This is a genomic window from Nocardioides sp. LHD-245, from assembly GCF_030929495.1.
Taxonomy (GTDB): Bacteria; Actinomycetota; Actinomycetes; order Propionibacteriales; family Nocardioidaceae; genus Nocardioides.
The window spans coordinates 278,214-294,370 of the sequence record NZ_JAVFWN010000001.1; the positions used below are offsets into that span (position 1 = coordinate 278,214).

Consider the following 16,157-nt stretch of genomic DNA (forward strand, 5'->3'; position numbering starts at 1 on the left):
GGTGTTCCTCTCGGTCGGTCGGGTGGGGACGGGACTACTGCTGGGGGACCTCCGCGGAGCCACGGCCCTGGGTGCCGGGCGGCGGGTCGGTGCACCGGACGTCGGTGCGCGGCTCGCGACGGCTGGTGTCCTGGACGTCGCGCTGGACGCTGCGGTCGTAGACGCAGTTCTTGAGGATCCGGGGGACCAGGAGCACCCGACCGCTGCCGTCGCGGGTGCTGCCGGCCATCACGTCCGCCTGGAGGGGTGCCCAGTCCAGCCAGTGCTGGAGGCCGCGGAGGTGACGTGCCGCCATCTCCGTGACCGGTACGCCGTCGCGGAGCATCCGGCGCAGGTCGGGCGCCGCGCGGCGCCACCAGCGCTGGAGCCGCGGCAGCAGGTCGATCGCCTGGGCGACCGTGCTCCGGATGGCGGGCGTGGCCGTGGCGAGCGCCTGCGCGACCGCCTCGAGATCGGCGGAGAGCCGGCGGATCTGGGGGGACAGCTCGGCCACCGTGGTCAGCGGAGTCTCGGCCCGCCGGGCCAGCCGGGTCAGGTCGGGTTCGAGCCGGCGCAGCATCGCGAACGCGCTCTCCAGCTCGATCGCCAGGGCGCGCAGGTCGACGTCCTGGTCGCTGTCGCCGAAGATCGCGGCGGTCTCGGTGGCGATGGTCCGCACGTCGGCGACGTCGAGGTGGGACATCAGCTCCTGGGCGTGGGCGAGCACCTCCGGCACACCCAGCGGGACGCTCGTGGCGGACACGGGCACGGTCGCCCCGTCCGCGAGATAGGGCCCCCGGTCGGTCGTGGGACGCACGTCGAGGTACTGCTCACCGACCGCCGACAGGTTGCGCACCTCCATCGCACTGTCGCGCGGGACGCGGACGCCGGACTCGATCTTCAGGGTGGCGACGACGCCCACGCCCACCTCGGCGCTGAGGCGCACGTCGCTCACCTCGCCGATCCGCTGTCCGCGGTAGGTGACCACGGAGCCCTCGTGCAGCCCGGCCGCCTGCGGCAGCTCGACGGTGACGGTCATGGGATGGTGGAAGAGGGAGCCGCCGACGACGGTGTCGGTGACGTAGACGACGCCCGCGACGAGGATCACCAGGATCAGGCTCTGCGCGACCCGGATCCGGCGGCGCCACATCCGGGCGCCGGAGGCGGCCGTCTCCGCGGGGCTCGGGGGCCGGCTCACGGCGCACGCCCGGTCGAGGTGAGTGCCTTCAGGTCGAGCAGGAAGGTCAGGTCGAAGTTCGCGAAGTCGCCGGGGGCCGCCCGGTCGCTGCCCTCGGCGAAGGCGACCAGCCCGGCCATCACGCCGTCGATGTCGGCGCGGCCTCCGAGCAGGGACCGCACCACCGGCCGCATGTCCTCCAGCTGGGCGACGAGATCGGAGCGCACCGCCTGGGTGAGGGGCGTGGCGACGGCCTCGAAGCGGCTCAGCGACGCCATCGCCGCCACGAGCTGCTCGCGCTGCTGGTCGAAGGTCGTGACCAGGTCGGCGAGGTCGGTGAGCGAGCGAGTGATCGCGGGCAGGTCCCCGGCCAGCCGCGTGGTGAGCCGGTCGAGCGCAGCGGTCAGCCGGTCGACGCGGGGGAAGTCGGCGTTGAGGTCGGTGACGGCCGTGTCGAGCCGGCCCAGCAGGCGGCGTACGTCGCCGGCGTTGCCGGTCAGCGCGAGGTTGAGCTGGTCGATGATCGTGGAGATGTCCGCGAAGCTGCCGCCCGTCACCACGGTCGACAGCGCGCTGAGCAGATCGGTCACGTCGGGGGCGCTGCCGGTCGCGGCCACCGCGAGGGTCGCGCCGTCGGCGATGACCGCTCCCGTCTCGCCGGGGAACAGCTGCACGAAGGCGGTGCCCATCGGTGACGTCAGCCGGATCTCCGCCCGCGAGGAGTCACGCAGCCGGACCGCGGTCGACACGGCGAGCTCGACCTCGGCGACGTAGTCGCCCGCCTCGACGGCGGTCACCTGGCCGACGGTGGCGCCGTCGAGCTTCACGGGTGCGTCGACCGGGAGGTTGAGGGCGTCGGCGAACTCGATCGTCACCTGGTACGTCGGTCCCCGGACCAGGCCCGGCAGCGGGACGTCCTCCAGGGTGAGCCCGCAACCGGCCGTGAGGGCGCCGAGGAGCAGCATCGCCGCGGCGGCCACGCGCCGGAGGCCGATCACGGGATCCCTCCCGGAAGTCCGTCGTAGACGCCGTCGAGGAGCGGGTCGAGGATGCCGGTGCCCTGGCCGTCGAACAGCAGGCCGCACAGCCGGTTGCCGGTCTCGCCCGCCAGCGCGCCGGCGAAGACCCGGCAGGTGTGGTCGCGGAAGGCGGCGGAGAACGGGCCGGCGCTGAAGGCGAACTGGACCCGCAGGCGGCCGAGGTCCCAGTCGTAGGCGCGGGCGAAGTTCTCGGCCATCGTCGGCATGGTGTCGAAGGCCTCCTCGAGGGAGTCCTGGCGCGAGCGGACCACCGCGACCACGTCGGCCAGCCCCGCGAGGTCGTCGCCGAGGACCTCGCCGTTGTCCTCCAGGAACCGGTCGGCCAGCCCGGTGAGCTCGTCGAGACCGTCGAGTGTCGCGACCAGCTCCTGGCGCTGCTCGGCGAGGACCGCGCCGGTATCCGCCGCCGCGCGGGTGAAGTCACGCAGGGCGAGGTCCCGCTCCGCGAGGGTGTCGACGAGAGCGACGAGGTTGTCGGTGACCGCGGTGAGGTCGCCGTCCTTGGCGTTGACCATCGCGAGGGCGTCGCGGCTCTCCGCCAGCGCGGCGCGCAGGTGCGGGCCGTTGCCGTCGAGGGCCCGGGCGGTGGTGGCCAGGACGTCGCCCAGGCCGGGGCCGCCCTGGGCGCCCGGGCCGCCGTCGAGGGCCAGCACGAGGTCGTCGATCGCCTTCGCGATCTCGTCGACCGTGGCGGGCGCCCGGGTGTGGTCGACGTCGATGTGGGCGCCGGACGCCAGCGTCGGGCCCTCGGTCCAGGCCGGGCCGAGCTCGACGTACCGGTCGGTGACGAGCGAGCCCTGGAGGATCTGGGCGCCGGCGTCCCGCGGCACCCGGGTGCCCGGGACGAGGTGCAGGACGACACGCATGGTGGCGCCCCGCGGCTCGATCCGGGCGATCTCACCGACCTTGACCCCGAGATAGGTGACGTCGTTGCCGGCGTACACGCCCGTGGTGTCGGCGAAGTCGGCGGTCACGACGAGCTCGTCGGGGTCGTCGCCCCCGAGCCAGCCCAGCAGCCGGACGCCGGAGAGGAGGAGGACCAGGGCGAGGACCGCGCCGGCCGCGAGGAGGACGTGGCGCCGGGTCACCTGCAGTCCTCCGGCGTGATCGAGCAGACCAGGTCGTCCGGGATGATCGCCCAGGGCGCGTTGACGCCGAGCCAGGGCCCGTCGCCGGTGGCGTTGGTGAAGACCCGCATCGTGGGGCCGGCGAGCTGGAGGGTGCGGTCGAGCTGGGCGCGGTGCTCGTCGAGGACGCGCAGCACCGCCCGCAGGTCGCGCAGCGCGGGCTCGAGGTGCGGCGCGCTCGCGCGGACGAGCGCCGTCAGCCCGGTGACGAACCGGCGGGCGTCGGCCAGCAGGGCGCGCAGGGTCGCCTTGCGCTGCTGGACCATGAGCAGGACGGTCGTGCCGTCGGCGAGCACCCGATCGAGCTGGTCGGTCTGGCTGAGCACCAGATCCGTCACCCGGCGGACCGAGGACAGCAGTGCGTCGAGCTGCTGCTCGCGGCCGGTGGCCAGGGCCGAGACGCCGGCGATCCCGTCGAGGGCGTCGCGCAGCGCGTCGGGCGCGAGATCGAGGTCGGTGGCCAGGACGTCGACCGCCGCTCGCACGCGGTCGAGGTCCAGCGCCTCGACCTGCGGCGTCGACTCGAGCCAGAACTGCTCGATGGTGTAGCTGTCGACGGCGTGCTCCACGGCGATCGTGCTGTCGTCGCCGAGCGGTCCGCCCGACCCCGGGGCGAGGGAGAGGAAGCGCTCGCCGAGGATGGACAGCAGCTTCACCTGCACGCTGCTGTCCTCGGTGACGCCGAGGTCCTCGGGTGATCCGGTGAGGGTGAAGCGGACGTCGACCTGGTCCCGGTCGGCGCTCACGGCGGTGACCTCGCCGATCCTCAGCCCCGCCATGCGTACGTCGTCGCCCGGCTCGATCCCGGCGGCGTGCCGCAGTCGGGCGTGGTACGCGGGATCGCCCGCGAGGGCCCGGACGCCGAGCAGCAGCAGGCCGATCACGAGCAGCGCCGCGACGACGCGCAGCGGCCGGGCGAGCCGTCGGAGGGTGACCATCAGCGACACCTCTTCGAGTGCCTGTTGCCCGTGATGCCGAGGTCGAGCTTGACCGGGACGCCGGGCCCGGCGGCGGCGAGGGTGCAGACGTAGACGTTGAGGTAGCTGCCGTAGCCGAGGGTGCGCAGGTAGGTGTCGAGCTGCCGGGGCACTGCGGCGCCGGTCTGCACCAGCAGGTCGGTGCGGCCGGCGAGGTAGCGGAACCACGGGTTGCTCAGCACGGCGACGTCGACGGCGGGGCCGCGGACCTCGTCGACCAGGTCGGCGGTCGTGGCCGACAGCCGGGCGAGTGCGTCGAGGCTGGTCGCGATGCGGTCGCGGTCTTGGGCGAGACCGCCGGTGAGGGACGCGAGACCGTCGACGAGCCGGGTGATCTCGGTGCGGTGCTGATCGGTGGTGTCCAGGACGAGGGTGACGTTGTCGACGACCTTCGCGAGGGCGGCGTCGCGGTCGACGATGCCGGAGGTGAGCTCGGCCGTCTGGTCGAGCAGGTGCCGCAGGGTCGGGCCCTGCCCCTGGAGCACCTCCACGATGTTGGTGGCCAGCTGGTTGACGTCGGCGGGCTGCAGCAGCTCGAAGATCGGCTCGAAGGCGTTGAACATCGCGGTCAGGTCGAGCGCCGGCCGGGTCCGGTCGAGGGGGATCCGGGCGCCGTCGGCCAGCGCCGCGGCCGCCGCGGTCCGGTCGGGGCGGCTCAGGGCGACGTAGCGCTGGCCCATCAGGTTGAGGTAGTCGACCGAGGCGATGACGTCGTCGTGCAGGCGCTGGCCGGCGGCGACGCTCAGGGTGACCACGGCCAGGCCGCGCTCGTCACCGCCGCCGAGCCGGGTGGCGGTGACCCGGCCGACCCGGACCCCGGCGATCCGGACGTCGTCCCCCGCGCGCAGCCCGGTGGCGTCGCGGAACACCGCGGTGACCGTGATGGCGTCGCCGCGCTGGGCGCGGGACAGGGTGCCGGCGACCATGCTGGTCAGGACGACGGCGACGAGGGCGAACCCGACGACGCCGAGCACGGCACCGCGGTGGCGGCGCAGCTCGCTGAGCTGACGGCTCATCTCCCACCTCCGCACGGGCCGGGGAGACCCCGATAGGCCGGGCAGTCCCTCGGGTCGCTCGCGTCATACGGGTCGAGGAGCTGGGGTGCGAGGACCCCCTCCATCTGGATCCGGCCGTTCTTCACCGCGGCGGCGCCGTTGCGCAGCAGCACCGGGACCTTGCGCAGCAGCTCGGCGAAGGCGGGGTACCGCTCGGCGAAGACCTCCAGGTTGGCCGCGGTGGCGTTGAGCAGGCGCGCGGTCGAGGCGCCGTTCTCCCGCAGGAAGGTGGTGACGCCGGCCTCGCCGTCGAGCAGGGCGGGCAGGCCGGTGAGCAGCCGCGAGACCTCGGTGTGCCGGCGGACCAGGGTGCGCGCCAGCGGCCGGGTGTCGCGCAGGGCCCGCACCAGCCGCGGCTCGACGTCGGCGACCAGATCGACATCCCGGGCGAGCAGGTCGAGGTCCGTGCGGACCTGCGGATGGAGCTCGGCCCACCGGCCGAGGAAGCCGTTGCCGTCGCGGACCAGCTCCGCGATCCGGGCGCCGCGGCCGTCCAGGGCGGCGGCGAGCTGGGACAGGGCCACGTCCCACTGGGCGGGGTCGACGGCCGCGAGCAGCCGCTGGGTCGCGGAGAAGGTGTCCATCAGCCGCAGCGTCGCCGTCGAGGTGTCGGCCGGTACGACGGCGCCGTCGGTCAGGTGGCCGGCGCTGGCGGTGGCGCTCGCGGTGGCGGTGGTGGTGGCGGTGGTGGTGGCGGGCGTGGTCGTCGTGGCGGCGGCCACCAGGTCGACGTACTCGTTGCCGAAGAGGGTGCCCGGCAGCACCCGGGCGGTGACGGCGGCCGGGATGAGGGCCGCGTGCTCCGGGGCGACCAGCACCTGGGCGCTCGGCCCCGCGGGGTCGACCTCGACCACGCGGCCGACCCGAAGCCCGTCGTACTTCACGTCGGAGTTGATGCCGAGCGTGTCGCCGACCGTCGGGAGCTCGACCGTCACGCGCACGTCGTGGCTGAGCACGCCGAGGGTCTGCAGGCCGAGGATGCCGGCGAGGGCGCCCACCAGCACGAGCCCGGCCACGCCGGCTGCGGCGAGGCGCAGCCGCAGGATGCGCGGCGCCGCCTTCGCGTGGGCGAACAGGAACTCGCTCATGGCGTCATCCCGAGATCTGCACCTGCTGGTCGGCGCCCCACAGGAGCAGCGTCAGCAGGATGTCGACGACGGTGAGCGAGATGATGCTGGCCCGGATCGCGCGGCCGGTGGCGCGGCCGACCCCCTCGGGACCGCCGGTGGCGGTGAAGCCGTGGTAGCAGTGGATGAGGGTGACCACCGTGGTGAGCACGACGACCTTGATCGCGGAGTAGATGACGTCGATCGGCGCGACGAAGGTCCGGAAGTAGTGGTCGTAGGTGCCGGCGGACTGACCGTAGAACGTGGTGACCATCAGGTCGGTGGCGACATAGGTGCCGACCAGGCCGATCAGGTAGAGCGGCAGGACGACGATCCACGCGGCGACCAGCCGGGTGCTGATCAGGTAGGGGATCGGCCGGATCGCCATCGACTCCAGCGCGTCGATCTCCTCGCTGATCCGCATCGCGCCGAGCCGCGAGGTGAAGCCGCAGCCGATCCGCGCGGCGAAGCCGAGCGCGGCCACCATCGGTGCGAGCTCGCGGGTGTTGGCGTAGCCGGAGATGAAGCCGGTCAGCGGCGCCAGGCCGATCACGTCGAGGCCCTGGTAGCCCTCCAGGCCGACCTCGGTGCCGGTCAGCGTCGACAGCAGGAGCACGACGCCGACGACCCCGCCGCCGACCAGGAAGATGCCGGAGCCGAGGGTGACCTCGGCCAGCACCCGCTGGACCTCGTGCCGGTAGCGGGTCACGGCGATCGGCAGTCCGGCGACCGCGCGCCAGGCCAGGACCAGCTGCAGTCCGATGCCGGCGAGCGGGCCGACGACGGCCTTGTCGACGGTCTCCTCGATGGTCGTCACGGAAGGGCTCATCCGATCGGGCCTCCCGCGAAGGTGCTGTAGACCTGGGAGATCACGAAGTTGGCGGCGAACAGCAGCACGAAGTTGGTGACGACGGCACTCGTGACTGCCTCGCCCACCCCGGTCGGGCCGCGGTCCGCACGCAGTCCCTTGTACGACGCCACGACGGCGCAGATGACCGCGAAGATCGCCGCCTTGGCCAGGGACAGCCACAGGTCGGAGAGCTGGGCGAGGGTCGTCACGGAGGCGAGGTAGCTGCCGGGGGGCAGGTCCTGGAGGACCACGCTGACCGACAACGTGGTCATGATCGTGAAGAACATGACCACGCCGTTGAGCAGCACCGCGACCGCGACGATCGCGAACATCCGCGGCACGACCAGCCGCTCCATCACCGACAGCCCCATGACCTCCATCGCGTCGATCTCCTCGCGGATCCGCCGCGAGCCGAGGTCGGCGCAGATGGCGGAGCCGGCGACGCCCGACAGCATGAGGGCGGTGATCAGGGGCGAGGCCTGCCGGACGACGGCGAGCGTGTTGCCCGCCCCGGTGAACGCCACGGCACCGACCTCCTGGGCGAGCACCCCGACCTGCAGCGCCAAGATGATGCCGAAGGGGACCGAGACCGCGAGCGCGGGCAGCGTGCAGACCCGGATCGCGTACCAGGTCTGCACGACCGTCTCCGCGAGGGGGAAGCGTCGCCCGGAGATCGACGAGACGACGGCCGCGAACATGCGATGGGCGAACCGGAGCAGCGCCACGACCTCGGCCAGCGGTCGGCCGAGGGCCGGGAGGACCCGCGGAGCGCTGTGGGCCGGCATGGGACTCCCGTCGACGGTCGCGAGGTGCCCGGAGCGAGGGCACGATGACAGTAGAACTGTCACACCCGTACTGTCCATGCCGATGTGACCTGCGTCAACCCCCGCGGCGATCCTCGCGTTGCACCGAAGAAATGACAGTCGTACTGTGACAGTCATGAGCACTGCTGCCGGGGTCGGCGCGGCCTCCCGGGCCGATGACGACGGGGCCCTGCGGACCGTCGACGAGCTGGCCGCGGCGGCCGGCCTGACCGTGCGGACCACCCGCTACTACGCCAGCCTCGGCCTGCTGCCGCCGCCCGCGCGCCGCGGCCGGATGGCCTGGTACGACGACACGCACCTCGCGCGCCTGGAGATGATCCGCGCGCTGCAGGGGCACGGCTTCACGCTCCAGGCGATCGAGAGGTACCTCGCCTCCCTGCCCGCCGACGCCGGCGTCGAGGACCTCGCCGTCCAGCGCGCGATGCTCACGTCCTGGACCGTGGGGGAGCCGCAGGAGCTGACCCGCCGCCAGCTCGACCGGCACGCCGGGCGCCGGCTCGCCGACGACGAGGTGCGGCTGATCGAGGACTTCGGCCTGCTCCGCGTGGCGACCGACGAGCGCGGCGGGGTGCGCTACACGCCGGTCCACGGGTTCGACGTCGCGGTCCAGCTGCTCGAGGTCGACATCCCGGTCGCCGGCATGCGCGCCGCCGGCGCCGCCATCGACCGGCACATGTCGGCACTGGCCGAGGAGCTCACCACCGTGCTGCGCGACGAAGTCGTCGAGCCCTGGCGCCGCGCCAGCGACCACCCGTCCCGCGAGGACGCCGAGCAGCTGGAGGACACGATCAGCACCCTGCGCCGACTCACCCTCGACGCGATCGTCCGGGCGTTCCAGCGCTCGGCCAACAAGGTCATCGCGCGGTCGCTGGACCGCCGCTGAACCGCCGCACGAACCGGGCCTGGAAGGGCGTCTCGACCGCGCGGGCGTCGTACCGCTGGCGGATCCAGGGCACCGCCTCCGCCGCCGGCACGCCGTCGAGGACGGCGAGGCAGGCCAGCGCCGTCCCGGTCCGGCCCCGACCGCCCGCGCAGGCGACCTCGACCCGCTCGCCGGCCGCCCGGTCCAGCACCTCGCCGAGCGCGGCGCGGAGATCCGCGGGGTCGGCGGGCAGGCGGAAGTCCGGCCAGCGCGTCCAGCGCTCGGCCCACGCGACCGGCGGCGGCCGGCGGCCCAGCAGGTAGAGACCGAACTCGGGAAGCGGCCCGGCGGGCAGGGGCCGGCGCAGGCCACGACCGCGGACCAGCCGGCCCGACGGCAGGCGCAGCACGCCCGGTGCGTCCGGGTCCCAGGGTCGGCCCACCGGCCCAACGTACCCAGCATCCAGGCTAGGGTCACCGCCGTGACCCAACGCACTCTCGTCCTGCTCAAGCCCGACGCGGTCCGGCGTGGCCTGGTCGGCAACGTGCTGGCCCGGTTCGAGGCCAAGGGCCTGAGCATCGTGGCCCTGGAGCAGCGCCACATCGACGCGGCGATGGCCGACGCCCACTACGCCGAGCACGTCGAGCGCGACTTCTACCCGCCGCTGCGCACGTTCGTGACCAGCGGACCGCTCGTGGCGCTGGTGCTCGAGGGCGACGAGGCGATCGAGGTGGTCCGAGCGCTCAACGGCGCGACCGACGGGCGCAAGGCGGCGCCCGGCACCATCCGCGGCGACCTGTCCCTCTCCAACCGGGAGAACCTGGTCCACGGCTCGGACTCACCCGAGTCGGCGGCGCGCGAGATCGCGCTGTGGTTCCCCAAGCTCTGACCCGCGCCGCTGCATGAATCCCCGGTCGGCCGGGGATTCATGCGCTTGTCAGGGGTTGCAACGCCTGACAAGCGCAGGAACTGCCTGCCCGCTGTGACGGGTGTGACTCCTGAGACTCGCCGCGCCGTACCGGCGTGCCTGCGCGGCCAGACCTCGTGCGTTCCTTACGCTCGCAAGCGGAGACCGGCGGATCGTGCGCTCGTCGGCCTCCCCGGCGCACTCCTCGCACCACGAGGGGAGCGGGCCGGCTTCCCCGACGCGCGCGGACGGACCTGTCGCTCGACCGGCCCGGTGACGTCTTGCGAGGAAGCGTGAGGGCGAACTCCATCATCGGCCGTGACATGGCCGTGGACCTCGGCACCGCCAACACGCTCGTCTACGTCCGCCGCCGTGGGGTCCTCCTCGACGAGCCGAGTGTCGTCGCGCTCAACGACAGCACCGGCGAGGTGATCGCGGTCGGTCACCAGGCCAAGCAGATGCTGGGTCGCACTCCGGACAACATCACCGCGCTGCGCCCGCTGCGCGACGGGGTGATCGCCGACTTCGAGGCGACCGAGCAGATGCTGCGCCACTTCATCGCGCGCGTGCACCGCCGCCGCTACTTCGCCAAGCCCCGCATGGTCATCTGCGTGCCGAGCTCGATCACGCCGGTCGAGCAGCGTGCGGTCAAGGAGGCCGGCTACCAGGCCGGCGCCCGCCGCGTGTACGTCGTCGAGGAGCCGATGGCCGCCGCCATCGGAGCCGGGCTGCCGGTGCACGAGGCGACGGGCAACATGATCGTCGACGTCGGCGGCGGCACGACCGAGGTCGCCGTCATCTCGCTCGGCGGCATCGTCACGTCCCTCTCGGTACGCACCGCCGGCGACGACCTCGACGCCGCGATCATCGCGTGGATGAAGAAGGAGCACGGCGTGATGCTCGGCGAGCGCACCGCCGAGGACGTCAAGATCACCCTCGGCTCCGCGTTCCCGCGCCCCGGCGAGCCCGCGGGCGAGGTCCGTGGCCGTGACATGGTCACCGGCCTGCCGCGCACGGTCGAGGTCACCGGTGCCGACATCCGGCACGCGCTCGAGGAGCCGCTGCACGCCATCGTCGACGCGGTGCGGGTCACCCTCGACCAGACCCCGCCGGAGCTCGCCGGCGACATCATGGACCGCGGCATCGTGCTCACCGGCGGGGGAGCGCTGCTGCGCGGCCTCGACGAGCGGATCCGGCACGAGACCGGCATGCCCGTCCACGTCGCCGAGGACCCGCTGGTCTCGGTCGCGATGGGCGCGGGGCGCTGCGTCGAGGAGTTCGAGGCCCTCCAGCAGGTGCTCGTCACCAACCAGCGACGGTTCTAGGGCGATGGCGATCGACACCCGTCCCCCCAAGGCGCCGGTCCGGCGTACCAGCACCTCGCGCGACCCCGAGCGTGACTCCGGTCGCCCTCCGCGCTCACTGGTGCTCGCGCTCGTCCTCGCCTGCGCGGCGCTCATGGTCGTCGACAAGGCCGGCGGCGACAGCTCGCCGGTCGACCCGGTCCGCCGGGTGGTCGGCGAGATCGTCGGCCCGGTCCAGGCCGGGGTCTCGACCGTCGTGCGGCCGCTGGTCGACCTGCCCGGCGCGCTGCGCACCAACGGCGGCCTGCGTGACGACGTCCGGCGGCTCGAGGCCGAGAACGCCGACCTGCGCGGCCGGCTCGGCAAGGCCGGGTACGACGACCAGCGGCTCGCCCAGCTCGAGGGGCTGCGTGCCATGGCCGGCGACCTCGGCTACGCGCTGGTGCCGGCGCGGGTGATCGCGATCGGGCCCGCGCAGTCGTTCTCCAGCACCGTCACCCTCGACGCCGGCTCCGACGCCGGACTGCGCCCCGACATGACCGTGGTGGCCGCGGAGGGTCTGGTCGGTCGGATCACCTCGGTGACCGCGCACACCGCCACCGTGCTGCTGATCGTCGACGACAGCTCGCGGGTGGGCGGCCGGATCGGCGACAACATGGAGCTCGGCTTCGTCAGCGGACACGGCACCCTCGGCACCGACGACCGCCTGGAGATGGAGCTCGCCGACCGCAATGTCGTCCCGAAGGTCGGCCAGCCGATCGTGACGTGGGGCAGCGAGGGTGGCTCGCCGTACGTCGCCGGCGTGCCGATCGGCACGATCGGCAAGGTCTACGAGTCCCTGCGCGACACGTCGTACCGCGCCGTCATCACGCCCGGCGTCGACTTCACCGCGCTCGACCTGGTCGGCGTCGTCGTGCCCTCCGGCACCGAGGGTCGCGTGATCGAGGCCGACGGGAGCTACCGCTCGTGAACCGCCGCGGCCGGCTGATCGCCACCCTCGTCGCGGTGCTCGCCGCGTTGCTGCTGCAGGTGACGGTGCTCCCGCACTTCGCCTGGGACGTCGGCGGCCTCGGCGTCGTCCCCGACCTGGTGCTGCTGGTGGTCGTCGCGACCGCCGTCGCGACCGACACCCGGTTCGCCACCCTCACCGGCTTCTGGGCCGGCCTGCTGCTCGACATCGCCCCGCCCGCCGACCACCTCGCGGGCCGCTGGGCGCTGGCCCTCATGGTCGTCGGGTACGTCGTGGGGCGCCTCGTCCACGACAACGCCGGCGACCCCGGTGGCGCCGGTGCCGGGAGCCGGTTCGGGCGGCTCGGCACCCGTCGCCCGCCGCTGCCGCTCGCCCTGGCCGCGGCCGCGGGCGGCTCCTTCGTCGGCACCTCGGTGTTCGCGCTGTCCGGCCTCCTGCTCGGCGACTCCGCCGCCGCGGTCGGCGACCTGCTGCCGGTCGCCCTGATCGCGCTCCTGCTCGACGTCGTGGCCGCCCTGGTCGTCGTCCCGGCGACGCTGGGGCTGGTCCGCCGCGCGGCCCACGACGGGCTCCCGCGAGCCTCCCAGCGGATCCGGGTCCGCGCCTGATGCCCGCCCGCCCGGCCCGTCCCGCCGCCGCCTCGCACCGCAGCCGGCTGCGCCTGATCGTCATCCAGACCCTCGTCTTCTCCCTGCTCGCCACCCTCGGTGTGCGCCTCTACTACCTGCAGGTCGTCTCGGGGGAGCGCTACCAGGGCAAGGCCGCCTCACAGTCCGTGCGCGAGATCGTGGTGCAGCCGCAGCGCGGGCTGATCGTCGACGCGATGGGCCGGCCGCTGGTCACCAACCGGCTGACCTGGGTCGTGTCGATCGACCGGACGATGCTCGGCAGGATGTCGGCCGCCGACCGCGCCGAGCTGCTCAGCCGCACCAGCGCGGCGATCGGGGTGGACGTCGCGGCGATCGAGACCAAGCTCCTGCTCTGCGGTGACACCGGCGCGGTCGCCGGCGAGTGCTGGAACGGGTCCCCCTACCAGCCGGTGCCCGTCGCACGCGACGTGAAGGAGGGCGCGGCACTGCGGATCCTCGAGCAGCCGGAGGACTTCCCGGGCGTGGTCGTCGACCGGCAGAGCCTGCGGCAGTACCCCTCGCCGTACGGCATCAACGCGGCCCACGTGCTCGGCTACCTCAGCCCGATCACCAAGGACGAGCTGGAGTCCGCCGAGGGCGCCGGCGACAGCTCCGTCAACGGCGCCTCCGTGGTGGGCCGCGCCGGCGTCGAGAAGGAGTACGACGAGTGGCTGCGCGGGCAGCCCGGCTACGACCAGGTCGCGGTCGACTCCCAGGGGCGGGTCCGCGAGGACGTGTCCGGTCTGGCGGCGCAGCCCGGCGACACCCTCGTCACCTCCATCGACGCGAAGGTGCAGAGCGTGGTCGAGGAGCAGCTCGCGGCGATGATCGCCACGCAGCGCAGCACACGGGACCCGGTCACCAAGCGCAACTTCGAGGCCGACTCCGGCGCCGCGGTCGTGATGGAGACGAAGACCGGCCGGATCGTCGCCATGGCCAGCCAGCCGACCTACGACCCCTCGGTGTGGGTCGGCGGCATCACCGACAAGCAGCTCCAGCGGCTCTACTCCGAGGCCGCCGGCACGCCGTTGCTCGCGCGTTCCTTCCAGGGGCAGTTCGCGCCCGGCTCGACGTGGAAGCCGTTCATGACCGTCGGGGCGCTCACCCACGGGTACACGCCGTCCACCGTGCTCGGCTGCCCCTCGGCCGTGCAGATCGGCAACCGCGCGTTCCACAACCACGAGTCGGCGGCGTACGGCTCGATCGACTTCGCCAAGGCGCTCGAGGTCTCCTGCAACACCTTCTTCTTCCAGGTCGGCATGAACTTCTGGCAGAAGTACGGCTCCGACCCCGACGACGTCGACGCCAAGGACCCGCTCGTCGAGCAGGCGGAGAGGTTCGGCTTCGGCGAGCGCACCGGCGTCGACCTGCCGGGTGAGGCCTCGGGCCGGGTCGCCGACCGCACGTGGAAGCGCGACTACTACGAGTCGATGAAGGACTACTACTGCGGGATCGCCAAGAGGCCGCAGGACGCCGACACCTCCGACTTCGTCTACAAGTTCTCCCGGGAGTTCTGCGTCGAGGGCTGGAAGTACCGGCTGCCCGACGCCGCCAACTTCGCGATCGGGCAGGGCGACACGATCGTCACGCCGCTGCAGCTGGCCCGTGGGTACGCCGCGATCGCCAACGGCGGCACGCTCTGGGAGCCCCGGGTCGGCAAGGCGGTCGTGTCGCCCGAGGGCAAGGTGATCCGCGAGATCGAGCCCAAGAAGGACCGCAGGCTCAAGATCCCCGCCTCCGTGCTGAGATACGTCGACGAGGCGCTCCAGGGCGTCGCGAGCCGCGGCACGATGAACTGGAAGCTCGCCGGCTTCCCGCTCGACAAGGTCAAGATCCGCGCCAAGACCGGCTCCGCCGAGGTCTACGGCAAGCAGTCGACGGGCTGGGTCGCGTCCTACACCGAGGACTACGTCGTCGTGATGATGATGAGCCAGGGCGGCACCGGCTCCGGGTCCACCGGTGACGGCATCCGGGCCATCTGGGAGGCGCTGTACGGCGTCGACGGCGACCAGGTGGACCTGGCGAAGGCCGCGATCCCCGGTGGCCGGCCGCCGGCGCAGCTGCCGACCTTCGGCGACGACGGCTCGATCCTGCCGCCGGCGCGGGCGAAGGGCTCGAAGGAGGGCGAGTGATGAGCAACCGGATCCAGGGCAGCACCCGTCGTACGACGGCCTCGCGGCGGGTCGGCCGGCTCCGGTGGGCCGACCTCGACCTGGTCCTGCTGGGTGCCGTGCTCGTCCTCTCGCTGCTCGGCTGCCTGCTGATCTGGTCGGCCACGCTCGAGCGCGACCACCTCACCGGCGGCGACACCCGGGCGTTCCTGGTCAAGCAGGTCGTCAACGTGGTGATCGGGCTCGGTCTGATGGCGCTGGTCGTCGTGACCGACCACCGCTGGGTCCGGATCCTCGCGCCGATCGGCTACCTGCTCGCCGTGGGCGGGCTGGTCCTCGTCCTCGTCATGGGCTCGACGATCAACGGCTCCCGCTCCTGGCTGATGCTCGGTGGGCTGTCGATCCAGCCCTCGGAGCTGGCCAAGCTCGCCGTCGTCGTCGGGATGGCGCTGGTCGTGGCCGAGCGCAGCGAGGGCCGCTGGCGCGACCGGGTCGGCACCGGCGACGTGCTCCTCATGCTGCTCGTCGCGGGCGTGCCGGCCGTGTTGATCCTCGCCCAGCCCGACCTCGGCACCATGCTCGTGCTCACCGCCACCGTCTTCGGCGTGATCGCCGCGTCCGGCGCCCACCGGCGCTGGCTGGGCCTGCTGGCCGGCGGCGGCGTCGCGGCCGCCGTGGTGGCCGTGTCGAGCGGGTTGTTGAAGGACTACCAGGTCGACCGCTTCCTCGCCTTCACCAACCCGGCGCTCGACCCGAAGGGCGCGGGCTACAACGTCGAGCAGGCCCGGATCGCGGTCGGCAACGGCGGACTCTTCGGGCAAGGGCTCTTCCAGGGCTCGCAGACCCAGTCGGGCTTCGTCCCCGAGCAGCACACCGACTTCGTGTTCACCGTCGCGGGCGAGGAGCTCGGCCTGCTCGGGGCGGCCGTGGTCGTCCTCCTCCTGGGCGTCGTGCTGTGGCGCGCGCTGCGGATCGCCACCCGTACCGACGACGTCTTCGGCCGGATCGCCGCCGCCGGCATCGCCTGCTGGTTCGGCTTCCAGGCCTTCCAGAACATCGGGATGTGCCTCGGCATCATGCCCGTCACCGGCGTCCCGCTGCCGTTCGTGTCGTACGGCGGCTCGTCGATGTTCGCCGGCATGCTCGCGATCGGGCTGCTCCAGAACATCCACCTGCGGACCCTGTCTGCCCCGGCCTCCCGGCTGGCACCGCAGCAGCGGGTGCTGGTCCGGGGCTGAT

Annotated in this window: 16 protein-coding genes; 7 read left to right on the forward strand and 9 right to left on the reverse strand. The window is 73.1% G+C overall.

All coding sequences use genetic code 11. The annotated features are described in order from the left end of the window. Nucleotides 1-34: 34 nt before the first annotated feature. Genes RB608_RS01300 through RB608_RS01335 form a run of 8 tightly spaced genes read right to left on the reverse strand, consistent with a single transcriptional unit; the run spans nucleotide 35 to nucleotide 8,096 of the window. Nucleotides 35-1,177: an MlaD family protein gene (locus RB608_RS01300; RefSeq protein ID WP_308085969.1), complete on the reverse strand. Its 1,143-nt coding sequence runs from the start codon at nucleotides 1,175-1,177 to the stop codon at nucleotides 35-37. Continuing rightward, nucleotides 1,174-2,154, reverse strand: a complete 981-nt coding sequence (locus tag RB608_RS01305) for an MlaD family protein (protein ID WP_308085970.1) — start codon at nucleotides 2,152-2,154, stop codon at nucleotides 1,174-1,176. Before RB608_RS01305 ends, RB608_RS01300 begins: the two co-directional genes overlap by 4 nt. Further along, on the reverse strand, nucleotides 2,151-3,284 hold the full coding sequence (locus RB608_RS01310; protein WP_308085971.1) for an MCE family protein: 1,134 nt from the start codon (nucleotides 3,282-3,284) through the stop codon (nucleotides 2,151-2,153). The genes RB608_RS01305 and RB608_RS01310 overlap by 4 nt, the downstream gene beginning before the upstream one ends. Beyond that, entirely contained in the window at nucleotides 3,281-4,261 is a 981-nt protein-coding gene (locus tag RB608_RS01315; protein ID WP_308085972.1) for an MCE family protein, read from the reverse strand. The genes RB608_RS01310 and RB608_RS01315 overlap by 4 nt, the downstream gene beginning before the upstream one ends. Continuing rightward, nucleotides 4,261-5,316 (reverse strand): MlaD family protein, encoded by a 1,056-nt coding sequence (locus RB608_RS01320; protein WP_308085973.1) that lies wholly within the window; start codon nucleotides 5,314-5,316, stop codon nucleotides 4,261-4,263. The genes RB608_RS01315 and RB608_RS01320 overlap by 1 nt, the downstream gene beginning before the upstream one ends. Further along, nucleotides 5,313-6,443: an MCE family protein gene (locus RB608_RS01325; protein ID WP_308085974.1), complete on the reverse strand. Its 1,131-nt coding sequence runs from the start codon at nucleotides 6,441-6,443 to the stop codon at nucleotides 5,313-5,315. The genes RB608_RS01320 and RB608_RS01325 overlap by 4 nt, the downstream gene beginning before the upstream one ends. 4 nt (nucleotides 6,444-6,447) lie before the next feature. Next, nucleotides 6,448-7,278: an ABC transporter permease gene (locus RB608_RS01330; protein WP_308085975.1), complete on the reverse strand. Its 831-nt coding sequence runs from the start codon at nucleotides 7,276-7,278 to the stop codon at nucleotides 6,448-6,450. 8 nt (nucleotides 7,279-7,286) lie between these two features. After that, entirely contained in the window at nucleotides 7,287-8,096 is an 810-nt protein-coding gene (locus RB608_RS01335) for an ABC transporter permease (RefSeq protein ID WP_308085976.1), read from the reverse strand. A 154-nt stretch (nucleotides 8,097-8,250) separates the two neighbouring features. Between RB608_RS01335 and RB608_RS01340 the strand changes: the two genes are divergently transcribed. After that, complete coding sequence (locus RB608_RS01340; protein WP_308085977.1) at nucleotides 8,251-9,018, forward strand: MerR family transcriptional regulator; 768 nt, start codon at nucleotides 8,251-8,253, stop codon at nucleotides 9,016-9,018. Here the strand turns inward: RB608_RS01340 and RB608_RS01345 are convergent. After that, nucleotides 8,990-9,439 carry a protein-tyrosine phosphatase family protein gene (locus tag RB608_RS01345; protein ID WP_308085978.1) on the reverse strand — a complete coding sequence of 150 codons (450 nt, stop codon included), beginning with the start codon at nucleotides 9,437-9,439 and terminating at the stop codon, nucleotides 8,990-8,992. The two genes, RB608_RS01340 and RB608_RS01345, sit on opposite strands and share 29 nt — an antisense overlap. A 39-nt stretch (nucleotides 9,440-9,478) precedes the next feature. Here RB608_RS01345 and ndk point away from each other — a divergent pair, with 39 nt between their 5' ends. From ndk to rodA, 6 genes are all read left to right on the forward strand, one after another. Then, nucleotides 9,479-9,886 carry a nucleoside-diphosphate kinase gene (gene ndk, locus RB608_RS01350; protein WP_308085979.1) on the forward strand — a complete coding sequence of 136 codons (408 nt, stop codon included), beginning with the start codon at nucleotides 9,479-9,481 and terminating at the stop codon, nucleotides 9,884-9,886. Between the two features lie 311 nt (nucleotides 9,887-10,197). After that, nucleotides 10,198-11,229: a rod shape-determining protein gene (locus RB608_RS01355; RefSeq protein WP_308085980.1), complete on the forward strand. Its 1,032-nt coding sequence runs from the start codon at nucleotides 10,198-10,200 to the stop codon at nucleotides 11,227-11,229. A 4-nt stretch (nucleotides 11,230-11,233) separates the two neighbouring features. Continuing rightward, a complete protein-coding gene (gene mreC / locus RB608_RS01360) occupies nucleotides 11,234-12,178 on the forward strand; it encodes a rod shape-determining protein MreC (RefSeq protein WP_308085981.1) in 945 nt (314 codons plus the stop codon). Then, nucleotides 12,175-12,786 (forward strand): rod shape-determining protein MreD, encoded by a 612-nt coding sequence (gene mreD / locus RB608_RS01365; protein ID WP_308085982.1) that lies wholly within the window; start codon nucleotides 12,175-12,177, stop codon nucleotides 12,784-12,786. Before mreC ends, mreD begins: the two co-directional genes overlap by 4 nt. Continuing rightward, on the forward strand, nucleotides 12,786-14,939 hold the full coding sequence (gene mrdA / locus RB608_RS01370) for a penicillin-binding protein 2 (RefSeq protein ID WP_308085983.1): 2,154 nt from the start codon (nucleotides 12,786-12,788) through the stop codon (nucleotides 14,937-14,939). The genes mreD and mrdA overlap by 1 nt, the downstream gene beginning before the upstream one ends. Then, nucleotides 14,939-16,156: a rod shape-determining protein RodA gene (gene rodA, locus RB608_RS01375; protein ID WP_308085984.1), complete on the forward strand. Its 1,218-nt coding sequence runs from the start codon at nucleotides 14,939-14,941 to the stop codon at nucleotides 16,154-16,156. Before mrdA ends, rodA begins: the two co-directional genes overlap by 1 nt. Nucleotide 16,157 lies beyond the last annotated feature (1 nt).